General features: G+C 73.2%; 4 protein-coding genes. 2 read left to right on the forward strand and 2 right to left on the reverse strand.

Features of this window, described 5'->3' with window-relative positions; all coding sequences use genetic code 11:
- Positions 1 to 34 precede the first annotated feature (34 nt).
- Both CFP66_RS39560 and CFP66_RS39565 read right to left on the reverse strand, forming a co-directional pair.
- Complete coding sequence (locus CFP66_RS39560; protein ID WP_094930501.1) at positions 35 to 1,015, reverse strand: aldo/keto reductase; 981 nt, start codon at positions 1,013 to 1,015, stop codon at positions 35 to 37.
- Between the two features lie 40 nt (positions 1,016 to 1,055).
- Positions 1,056 to 4,463 (reverse strand): amino acid adenylation domain-containing protein, encoded by a 3,408-nt coding sequence (locus CFP66_RS39565; protein WP_094930502.1) that lies wholly within the window; start codon positions 4,461 to 4,463, stop codon positions 1,056 to 1,058.
- Between the two features lie 125 nt (positions 4,464 to 4,588).
- On the opposite strand from CFP66_RS39565, the gene CFP66_RS39570 reads away from it, so the two are divergent.
- Complete coding sequence (locus CFP66_RS39570) at positions 4,589 to 5,443, forward strand: hypothetical protein (protein WP_233160082.1); 855 nt, start codon at positions 4,589 to 4,591, stop codon at positions 5,441 to 5,443.
- Positions 5,443 to 6,564: an o-succinylbenzoate synthase gene (gene menC / locus CFP66_RS39575; RefSeq protein ID WP_094930503.1), complete on the forward strand. Its 1,122-nt coding sequence runs from the start codon at positions 5,443 to 5,445 to the stop codon at positions 6,562 to 6,564. The genes CFP66_RS39570 and menC overlap by 1 nt, the downstream gene beginning before the upstream one ends.
- The last annotated feature ends 938 nt before the right edge of the window (positions 6,565 to 7,502 follow it).

The following is a 7,502-nucleotide window of genomic DNA, read 5'->3' on the forward strand; positions in this document are numbered from 1 at the left end:
CGGATCTCCTCGGCGGTCATCTCCTCGGCGGTTCTCACATCGACCAGTGCGTGGGTGTCCGGTCCCAACGGTGGGCGCGCAGCGCGTCCAGCAGGTCCGGTCCCAGCTCCGATCCGGCCACCCGCAGGTTCGACCGCACGTGCTCGGGACGGCGCATCCCCGGGATCACCGCGGAGACCGCGGGGTGGTGCAAGGCGAAGCGCAGCGCCAGCTCCGGCAGCGTCGTGCCCGGGGGCACCAGCTCGCGCAGCTCCTCGACGCGCTCGACGGTGGGGGGCAGGTTCTCCGGCCCGAAGTAGACCGCCCGCCAGTCCTCGGGCGGGAAGGTGGTGTCGGCCGTCAACGTCCCGGTCAACGATCCCTCGTCGAAGGGGACCCTGGCGATGATCGCGATGTCCTCGTCGAGCGCGCGGGGGAACAGCTCGTCCTCGGGCGCCTGGTCGAAGACGTTGTAGATGACCTGGACCGCGTCGACCAGCCCGGTGTCGAGCGCGGCGAAGCAGTTCGTCGGCTCCCAGCGGTTGACGCTCATGCCGAACCCGTCGATCAGGCCCTCGTCCTTGAGCCGGGTGACGACCCGCTGCCAGCCGGGTTCAGCGGCCCAGCGGTCCTCCCAGACGTGGAACTGCAGCAGATCGATCTTGTCGACGCCGAGGTTGTCCAGGCTGCGCCGGGTGAACTCGAGGACGTGGTCGACGGGGAAGACGTCCTCGAGCGTGTCGTGCGGGCGGGGCGGCCACTCGCGGTTGCGCGGCGGGACCTTGGTGGCCAGCCGCATCTCGGCACCCGCGTGGCGGCGGCGCAGCTCACCCAGGAGGCTCTCGGACTTGCCGCGCCCGTAGACCCATGCCGTGTCGAAGAAGGTGCACCCCAGCTCCACGGCGAGGTCGAGAGCGGTGGGAGCGGTGTCGTAGTCCCAGCCGGTGAACCCGCCGGGCCCGCCGCCGATCCCCCACATGCCGTACCCGACCTCGCCGACCGTCCATCCCAGTCGACCCATGGCGCGTTGCCGCATCCGCGTTCGTCCATCCCTTGCTGTTCGTCGGTCTTCCCCGTCACGCACGGGGTCGGTCCCTGCCGGCCGCGACCGGCACGCGGTGGCCCGGGCGGCCGGCCGGTGCGGCGTCGAGCCCCGTGCGTCGCTCGAGCGCGGCGCTCACCGAGCGGTCGAACCGCGCCGGGTTGTCCTGCAAGAGGTTCTCGAGCACCTCGCGGACGGCCTGCTCGTCGTCGGCGCGCCCACCGCTGCGGTGCTCGATGATCGCCAGCAGCATGCCCAGCTCGGTGTCGCCGGCCGCCGCGGCGGCGCGCAGGCCTGCGACGAAGCGCACGCAGGACACCCGCGCGCCACCGGGAGCCAGCTCGTCGAACTGCACGCTCCCGGGGCGGTAGACGTGCAGCGCGCGCCCCCACACAGTGCGGTCCCGCACGGCCTCCACGACGACCCGCGCCACGGCGTCCACCGGGCTGTAGTCCGAGCGCATCGCCGCGCGGGGCACCGTCCCGAGCCGCTCGAAGGCGGTGAGCAGCAGGTGGGTCAGCGCGTCGGGGTTGGGGACGGCCACGTCCGTGGCGGGCATGACCTCGCCGAGGCGCAGCACGGTCACGGGCAGGTCACCGGCGCGCGCGGCGGCGCTCACGAGCCGCTCGGCCGCCCACTTCGACGCGCTGTACCCGCTCGACGGCGCCGCCACGGCGGACACGTCGACGTCCTCCCCCACCGCGCGGCGGCTCCTCAGCGCGTGGTCGTACAGCACGCCCAGCGTCGAGATGTGGTGCACGGGGATGCCGCCTGCCGCGCGGGCGAAGCGGAGCACCTCCGCCGTGCCGAGCACGTTCGGCTCGCGGTGCATCCGGTAGTCGTAGACGAGGTTGACCAGGGCTCCGCCGTGCAGCACGAGGTCGCAGTCGGCGGCGAGCGCGCGCCAGTCGGCGTCCGGCAGGCCGAACCCGGGCCGGGCCAGGTCACCGGCCACCACGCTCACCCGCGCCGCGTTCCCGGCCTCGTCCAGCCGTTGCGCGACGAGGGCCTCCCGCAGCCGTCGCCGGGCGTGCGCGCCGTCCCGGCCGCGCACCAGGCAGACCACGTCCAGGTCGGTGCGCTCCAACAGCTCGTGCAGCAACCGCGCACCCACGAATCCCGTCGCGCCGGTGAGCAGCACCGTGCGCACCGCCACCCGCCGGTCCTGCCAGGGCGGCCCCGCCGCCCCCGTGAGCGCGGCGAGGTCGGCGGCGATCAGGTCGGACGGCTCCCCTACCTCGTCCCGCCCGCGCCGCGCGACCAGGTCGCGCAGGCCGGCCGCCGTCGGGTGGTCCACCAGGTCCCGGACCCCGACCTCCACTCCGAACCGGTCGCTCAGCTCGACCACGGCCGCAACGGCCTGCAGCGAGTTGCCGCCCGCGTCGAAGAAGTCGTCGCCGGCGGCGAGGCCCGGGCGGCGCAGGGCGCTCCGCAGGACGGCCAGCACGGGATCGGTGTCGGTAGTTTGCGGCTCGGCCGTGGGCGGCGCGACCTGCTCCGCCAGCCGCCGACGATCGATCTTGCCGGCGTCGGTCAGCGGCATCCCGCCGACGACCACCGCGCGCTGCGGCACGCTGCCGCGCGGCAGCCGGGACCGCAGGTGGGCGAGCACCTCCTCGGCGCTCGCCGCCCCGGTGGTGGCGAGCACCAGCTCGCGCTGCCCGCCGGGGCCGACGACCAGCGCCGCCGCCTGTCGCACTCCCGGGCAGCTCAGGGCGGTGGTCTCGACCTCGCCCGGTTCGACCCGGACACCACCGATCTTGATCTGGTGGTCGATCCGGCCGGCGAAGTGGAAGCGGCCTTCGGCGTCGAGGTGCCCGAGGTCCCCGGTGCGGTACATCCGGCCGAACCACGGGTAGTGGACGAAGCGCTCGGCCGTGCGACGCGGCTCGCCGTGGTAGCCGGCGCCCACACAGGCGCCACCGATGACGATCTCGCCGGTCGCCCCGGGCGGCAGGGGCCTGCCGTCGACGTCGACGACGACCGCGGCGCAGTTGTCGATCGGCCGACCCAGCGGCACGTCGTCGCCGTCGCGGGCCGCCACCTCGTGGAAGATCATGCCGATGGCGGCCTCGGACGGCCCGTAGGCGTTGCTGACGCGCAAGCCCGGCAGCATCTCCCGCAGCCGGTGCACGTCGTCGGGGATCACCAGCTCGCCGCCGACCACGACGTGGCGCAGCGAACGCAGCCGGTCGCGCGTGGCCGGCCGCTGTTCCAGCAGGGTCAGCAGGGCGCTCAGCACCGCCGGCACGAAGTCGGTGACGGTCACCTCGTGCGCCTCGATGAGGTCGACGGTGTGCAGCAGGTCCAGGCGCTCCGACGCCGCGGGCACCACCGTGGCTCCGCCGGTGGTCAACGGCCAGAAGAGCTGCCAGAACGCCGAGTCGAACGTGTGCCGGGTGTTCTGCAGCACCACGTCGCGGCCGGACGGGGCTCCGAACCAGCGGTCCATGAACGCCAGCCGGTTCGCCAGGCCTGCGTGGGTGTTCAGCGCGCACAGGGGTGTTCCGGTGGTGCCGGAGGTGTAGACCCCGTAGAGGATCTCGTCCGGACCCGGTGCGGCGACGACGTCGGCTGCGACCGGCTCGTCCTGCTCCAGGAGTTCGACGGCCAGCGCCGCTGCCCGGTGGGCAGCGGGAACGGCCGCCGGATCGGTGCACAGCACCACCGGGGCGTCGAGCAGGTCGAGGACGTGCGCGATCCGCTGGGCGGGCCAGCGCGGGTCGATCGGCACGTATCCGACCCCGGCCGTCATGGCGGCCAGCCAGGACACCGGCAGGGCGCGGCCGTCCGCGACGAGAACGGGGACGAGAACGGGGACGAGAACGGGGACGAGAACGGGGACCAGCGCCGTCCTGTCCGGTGCCGCGTCACCGATGCGGGAAGCCAGGGCGGCCGCGTTCCCGACTAGCTGCGCGTAGGTCAGCGTCCCGTCGCCGGCATGCACCGCCACCGCGTCAGGGGTGGACGCCGCCGCGGCCCGGACCAGCTCCGGCACGCTGCGGTACGGGCCGTGGTCCACCCGGGCTCCCGCGAGTGGACCGAGTACCGCCGACCGCGTGACCTCCGACAGCGCGGCGACCTCCCGCAGGTCCAGCCCCGGATCGGCGAGCAGGGCGCCCAGCAGCTCGGCCTGCATCTCGGCAACGGCGGCCGCGGCGTGCTCCCACGGGTCTCCCGCCGGGCAGCTCAGCTCGACGCGCAACCGCCCGGGAGGATCGATCCGCGCGCGCACGGCGGGCCCGGGCCCGCCGTCGGATGCGTCCCGCGCGTGGACCACGACGCCCGTCGCGTTCTCGAGCTCCGCCGACGACACGGCCAGGTCCCGGTCCAGCCGGCGCGCCACCTCGGCCAACGCCCGGGCCGCGGCGTCCCCCGACGCGACCTCCGACCCGGTTCCGGCAAGGACGTGCCGCGTGTGGATCCCCCTGCCCCGACTCATGATTTCCGACCCAATCGGGTGAATGGAGTCAGGGTGCAGCCGCGAGGTGACGGCGGCACGAACTCGACCTGAACGATGATCACGATCTCTGTGACGTCCGTGTCGGTCACCGATGATGGGGAGCCGTGGGAGCCGGGAAATCGATCATGCAGGCACGGGCGAGCGCGGCGCGTGCCGCCGCGCGAGCGGGCGTTCGGATGCAGACGCTGGGACCGACGGCGCGCAGCGTCGCCTGCGAGCGCTTCCTGTGCGAGGTGTGGCGGACCGACCCGGACCGACCCCCGATCCCCGCGGACGTCATCACGGCGATCGCCGACGCGGGGAACTACGTGGTCGGTGCGCTCGACGAGACCGACGGGCTGCTGGCGGCCGCAATCGGCCTGTGGGGCCCACCGGGCCGCCCGGTGATGCACAGCCACATCGCGGGCGTGCACGCTGCGGCCCGCGGCCGCGACGTCGGCTTCGCCCTCAAGCTGGACCAGCGGGCCCACGCCCTGGAGAACGGCGGCGCGCAGATCACGTGGACCTTTGACCCGCTCGTCGCCCGCAACGCGCACTTCAACCTCCGCAAGCTCGCAGGCACGGCGGACGAGTACCTGGTCGACCACTACGGCCGGCTGTCCGACGGGGTGAACGGCACCGACGACTCGGACCGGCTCCTGCTGCGCTGGGACCTGCTCGCAGCGCCGGTCAGGGCCGCGTGCGACGAGGGCGTACGACGCGTTCCCGCCGTGCCGACGCCGCGGGCGCGGCTGATCGCCGACGGCGACCGCCCGGTGCCCTGCCCGGCAGACGACGAGACGGTCCTCGTCGCCGTCCCCGCAGACATCGAGGATCTCCGCAGGCGCGATCCCGCGGCCGCTCGGGACTGGCGCCTGGCCGTCCGCGACGCCCTCGGCGGGCTTCTCGCCGACGGTGCGCGGCTGGTCGATTTCGACCGGTCGGCGGGCGGCTACGTCCTGACCCGCGGGGAGCGGTGATGCGGATCGAACGCATCACCCTGCGCCGCATCTCCCTGCCGCTGGTCACCCCGTTCCGCACCTCGCTGGGCACCGAGCACGAACGGCCGGCGCTCCTGGTCCAGGTGACCACGGCCGACGCCGAGGGATGGGGCGAGTGCGTCGCCGGCGCCGACGCCAGCTATTCCTCGGAGTACCTCGAGGGCGCCGAGGACGTCATGCGGCGCCACCTCGTACCCCCGCTGCTGGCCGCCGATCCCGTCACCGCGCACGCCGTGGCGCCGCTGCTCGCCGGGGTCAGGGGGCACCGGATGGCGAAGGCCGCACTGGAGATGGCGGTACTGGACGCCGAGCTGCGTACCCGTGGCACGTCCTTCGCCGCCGGCCTGGGCGCTCTCGCCGACCGCGTCCCGAGCGGCGTGTCGGTGGGCATCATGGACTCGGTGCCGGAGCTGGTCGACGCGGTGGCGGACTACCTGGCGCAGGGCTACCTGCGGATCAAGCTCAAGATCGAACCTGGCTGGGACGTCGAGCCGGTGCGCGCGGTCCGCGAGCGCTTCGGGGAAGAACTGCTCCTGCAGGTCGACGCGAACACCGCCTACACCCTCGCCGACGCCCGCCGCCTCGCCCGCCTCGACGCCTTCGACCTCCTGCTGCTCGAGCAACCGCTCGACGAGGACGACCTGCGCGGGCACGCCGCGCTCGCCCGACGCATCCGCACCCCGATCTGCCTCGACGAGTCCGTGGTGTCGGCCCGCTCCGCCGCCGACGCCATCGCGCTGGGCGCCTGCCAGATCGTCAACATCAAACCCGGCCGCGTCGGCGGCTACCTCGAAGCCCGCCGCATCCACGACGTCTGCGCCGCCTCCGGCATCCCGGTCTGGTGCGGCGGGATGCTGGAGACCGGGCTGGGCAGGGCCGGCAACGTCGCCCTGGCCGCGCTGCCGAACTTCACCCTCCCCGGGGACGTCTCGGCCTCCGACCGGTTCTACGCCACCGACATCACCGAGCCCTTCGTCCTGCAGGACGGCCACCTGGCCGTCCCCACCGGTCCCGGCCTCGGCGTCGAGCCCCTGCCCGGAGTGCTGGCCGGGGTCACCACGTCGGTGCACGAGGTGAGCCGGCGGGATCACGACGCGTGATCGTCGACCGGGTGCACCGACGGCCATATATCTGGCCGTTCGTGCACTGCCCGATGATCAAGCCGGGGTCCGACGGGCGTGATCGGCGATCTGGTGCGGGGGCGGCCAGGTGAGCCTGTTGCCGAATCGGTCACGGCCCGCACCGCGGACGCTGCGTCGATCACGGCCCACGGTGGTCGGTCGATCGCCGATCACGACCATCCGCCCGTGATCGACGCTGCCGGTCGGGACGCGGTGCGCGGTGATCGGTCTGATCAGTACCTGAGGGCGGGCGCGGCGACAGTGGCGTACTTGTCGGAGCGACCACGGCCAGGTGATCAGTCCGATCAGTACCTGGGTGCGGGCGCGGCGACGGCGGCGTACTTGTCGGAGCGATCACGGCCAGGTGATCGGTCCGACCAGTACCTGCGTGCGGTGCGGCGACAGTGGCGTACTTGTCGGGGTGATCGGGGCCGGGTGATCGGTCTGAGAAGTGCGTGGGTGCGGGTGTTGCGATGGTGGTGTACTTGTCGGGGGGATCACGGCTGGGTGATAGTTCCGAGCAGTGCGTGGGTGCTGTCGCGGCGACGTCAGGTGCTTCTCGCAGCGATCACCACCGGGCATCCGAGGCCCGAGTCGGCCACACGCTGGATCTGTCGACCTCGCACCATTTCCGCTGATCACGGCCACCTCGGGGTTCGGAACGCGACCGTTGCATGATCAATGAGACGTGAGCGGGGTCTGCTGGAGATCCAACCCCGCTGACGTCTCGCTCGTGGCGCATCCCGCGGACGCGGCCGCCCAGGTTCCGTGCCCGTTGCACGACCACCTAGACGTGAGAGGGGTTCGGGAAAGATCCAACCCCGCTCACGTCTACGTCGTCGTGGAATCTCCTGTGGGCGGGCCGTTCCCGGCTCGCGACCACTGCCTCACACCCCGCCCCTGGTCTTCGGCGTAGT

The organism is Pseudonocardia sp. MH-G8 (genome assembly GCF_002262885.1).
Classification (GTDB): Bacteria; Actinomycetota; Actinomycetes; order Mycobacteriales; family Pseudonocardiaceae; genus Pseudonocardia.

Excerpts from the sequence above, each read along its gene's own strand:
- menC (WP_094930503.1), top strand. The coding sequence starts at position 5,443 with ATGCGGATCGAACGCATCACCCTGCGCCGCATCTCCCTGCCGCTGGTC.
- CFP66_RS39560 (WP_094930501.1), bottom strand. The coding sequence starts at position 1,015 with ATGCGGCAACGCGCCATGGGTCGACTGGGATGGACGGTCGGCGAGGTC.
- CFP66_RS39565 (WP_094930502.1), bottom strand. The coding sequence starts at position 4,463 with ATGAGTCGGGGCAGGGGGATCCACACGCGGCACGTCCTTGCCGGAACC.